Annotated in this window: 4 protein-coding genes; all 4 read right to left on the minus strand. The window is 69.2% G+C overall.

Annotation, left to right across the window (positions count from 1 at the left end; translation table 11 throughout):
- Window positions 1-299 (minus strand): reverse transcriptase-like protein (locus tag AC2VOG_RS20945; protein ID WP_486941731.1); only part of this gene is annotated, 299 nt, incomplete at its 3' end.
- Window positions 296-1,030 (minus strand): zinc ribbon domain-containing protein, encoded by a 735-nt coding sequence (locus tag AC2VOG_RS20950; RefSeq protein ID WP_486941732.1) that lies wholly within the window; start codon window positions 1,028-1,030, stop codon window positions 296-298. The genes AC2VOG_RS20945 and AC2VOG_RS20950, both read right to left, overlap by 4 nt.
- Window positions 1,027-2,166: a Nif3-like dinuclear metal center hexameric protein gene (locus tag AC2VOG_RS20955; RefSeq protein WP_486941733.1), complete on the minus strand. Its 1,140-nt coding sequence runs from the start codon at window positions 2,164-2,166 to the stop codon at window positions 1,027-1,029. Before AC2VOG_RS20955 ends, AC2VOG_RS20950 begins: the two co-directional genes overlap by 4 nt.
- Window positions 2,163-3,209, minus strand: a complete 1,047-nt coding sequence (cobC, locus tag AC2VOG_RS20960) for an Rv2231c family histidinol phosphate aminotransferase CobC (RefSeq protein ID WP_486941734.1) — start codon at window positions 3,207-3,209, stop codon at window positions 2,163-2,165. The genes AC2VOG_RS20955 and cobC overlap by 4 nt, the downstream gene beginning before the upstream one ends.
- Between the last annotated feature and the right edge of the window lie 27 nt (window positions 3,210-3,236).

The raw sequence follows: 3,236 nt of genomic DNA on the forward strand, positions 1-3,236 counted from the left end.
CGTGCTTGGGCGTTCAGCTCGATCAGGTCCGGATGCTTGACCTTCCACCGTCGGCACATCTGCTCGACGACCAGCTTCGAATCCATGAACACCGCGACATCGGTGGCGTGCAGATTCGCCGCCTCTTCCAAACCAGCGATCAGGCCGCGGTATTCGGCGACGTTGTTAGTGGCCACCCCGATTGCCTGCTTGGCTTCGGCCAGCACGATCGACCGGTCCGCGCTCAACACGATCGACCCATAGCCGGCCGGGCCCGGGTTGCCGCGCGATCCCCCGTCGGCCTCGACGATCACCTTCACTTGTTGAGGCCTTTGATCCGCAACATGATTGCGCTGCATTCGGGGCAGCGCAGCACTTCGTCTTCGGCAGCCGCGGAGATACGGGCCAGCTCGCCGCGGTCGATCTCGATCCGGCACGCTCCGCATCGGCCACCCTGCATCAACGCCGCCCCTGGACCGCCGCCTGCCCGCTGTCGTTCGTAGAGTGCGAGCAGATCGGGAGCGAGCGCGGCGGTGAGTTCGTCACGACGCGACAAGTGGACTCGACGATGGTGCTCGATGTCGGCGACGGTGGTGTCGATTGCCTGCTGCGCGGCGGCCAGCTCGGCGTGCAACCCCTCGATCACCGCCTGCTCCGCCGCCTGCTGCGCCTGCAACTGCTCGCGACGCTCCATCACCTCCAGCAGCGAATCCTCCAGGCTGGACTGACGACGCTGCAGCGTCTCCAGTTCGTGTTGCAGCTCCGTCAGTTGCTTGGAGTCTGCGACGGTTTGCAGTAGCGACCGGTCCCGATCCTCGCGTTGTCGGACGCCGTCGATTTCCGACTCGAAGCGGGCGACCTCGGTGTTCAAGTCCGCCAAGGCAATCTGCAGCGCACCCAGCCGGTCGCCGGCCGCGACCTGTTCGCTTTGGATCCGCTCGCACTCGGCGCGCTCGGGCAGGTGGCCGACGCGATGATCCATCTTGGCTAGCTCGGCGTCCAGCTCGGCGACTTCGAGCAGCGACCGTTGTTGTGCGACGTCGGCTTTCATGCGTCCTCTTCCCTGGCGGCGTTGACGATGTTCCAGGGATCGGTGCGAATCCGGCACACATCGACCCGCAGCGCGGACCCGAACGCCGCCCGAAGCACGGTGGCCGCCTGCTCGCACCACGGGAATTCGCTGGCCCAGTGAGCAACGTCGAGCAGGGCCACGTCGGAGGCCCGACGGTGCTCGTCGGCCGGGTGGTGCCGCAGGTCCGCGGTCACATACGCCTGCACGTCGGCGGACGCAACCGCATCCAGCAGCGAGTCGCCGGCGCCGCCGCACACGGCGACGCGCGACACGGTCGTGGCCGGATCGCCCGCCGCCCGCACTCCCCACGACGTCCGCGGCAGGCTGGCGTTGACCCGGGACACGAATGCGCTCAACGACTCTGGTTGCGGCAGCGAGCCGATCCGTCCCAACCCGACATCGTCGGGCAGCGGCGCCAGCGCAATGACGTCGAAGGCCGGCTCTTCGTAGGGGTGCGCCGCGCGCATCGCGGTGAGCACCTGACGCCGCAGCCGGGTGGGCGCGACGGCCTCGACCCGGTCCTCGACCACCCGTTCCACCGCGCCGATGCTGCCGATCGCCGGGTTGGCACCGTCGTGGGGCAGGAACTGTCCGGTGCCGGTGACGCTCCAGCCGCAGTGCGAGTAGTCACCGATCTGGCCGGCGCCAGCCGCAAAGATCGCTTCCCGCAACGTGTCCGCGTTCTCCACCGGCACGAAGATCACCCACTTGTCGAGCTCCTGACGCGCCGGAGCGGGCTCCAGAACCGCTTCGACCGTCAACCCGAGTGCGTGCGCCAGCGCATCCGAGACACCCGGTGAGGCCGAGTCGGCGTTGGTATGGGCGGTGAACAGCGAACGCCCAGAACGGATCAAGCGGTGTATCAGTGCGCCCTTCGCGGTGCTGGCGGCCACCGTGTCCACACCCCGCAACAGCAAGGGGTGGTGCGCCAGCAGCAGGCCGCCGTCCGGCACCGCGTCGACCACCGCCGCGGTGGCGTCGACCGCGATGGTCACCGAACTCAGCGACTCGTCGGGGTCTCCACAGACCAGGCCGACCGAGTCCCAGGACTGGGCCAGCCGCGGTGGGTACGCCTCATCCAACGCTTCGATGACCGCGCTCACCCGAACCGTCATCGCGCGACGCCGGTCTCGGCGATCGCCTTGACGAGCAGCGGCCATTCCGGCCGGACCGCGGCACGCAGGTACTCCCCGTCCAGCCCGACGAAGGTGTCACAGCGTCGCACGGCAATCCCCTTGGTGTGCAGATGCTTTCGCATCAATGCCGCGTCACCGACGGTGAACAGCACGAACGGCGCGTCGCCGTCGACGGTCTCCACGCCCACCGCGCGCAAACCCGCGACCATCTCGGTGCGCATGGTCGTCAGCCGCCGCGCCCCCGCCTCGGCTTCGGAGACCGCTGCCGGCGCACAACACGCGGCGATCGCGGTCAACTGCAGGGTGCCGAGCGGCCAATGCGGACGGGTCCCGGTCAAGCATGACAACACCTCCGGCGCACCCAGCGCGTAGCCCACCCGCAGCCCGGCCAGCGCCCACGTCTTGGTCAGGCTCCGCAACACCACGACGTCGGGCAGTCGCATCGAGGCCAGCGATTCCGGCTCGCCCGGCACCGCATCGGCGAACGCCTCGTCCACCACCACGATGCGACCGGGACGCCGCAGCGCCAGGATCTGTTCACGGGTGTGCAGGACCGCGGTCGGATTGGTCGGATTGCCGACCACCACAAGGTCGGCTTCGTCGGGCACCCGTGCGGCGGCCAACCCGAAGGGCGGGTCGAGCACCACGTGCTGCACCGCGACACCGGCAGACCGCAGCACCACGTTCGGTTCGGTGAACGACGGCGCGATCAGCGCCGCAAGCCTCGGGCGCAGGTTGGCCAGCAAGGCGAAGCCCTCGGCGGCACCGGCCAGCAACGCGATCTCGTCGACGCCGCGGCCGTGCCGGGCGGCGACGGCCTGCAGTGCGCGGTGCTCGTCGTCGACCCCTGGGTATCGGCCCAGGTCGGACAGGCGGGCCCCCAGCAGATCCGTCAGCCAGGACGGCGGCCGGTCGGCGCGGACGTTGACCGCGAAATCGAGCATGCCGGGTTCGGCGGCCTGATCGCCGTGGTAGCGCGCGCCAGCAAGCGGAAACGACCCACTCGACTCCAGACTAGCCACATCTGAAACAGTAACGACCTCGCCGCG

The organism is Mycobacterium sp. TH-M11, from assembly GCF_057473725.1.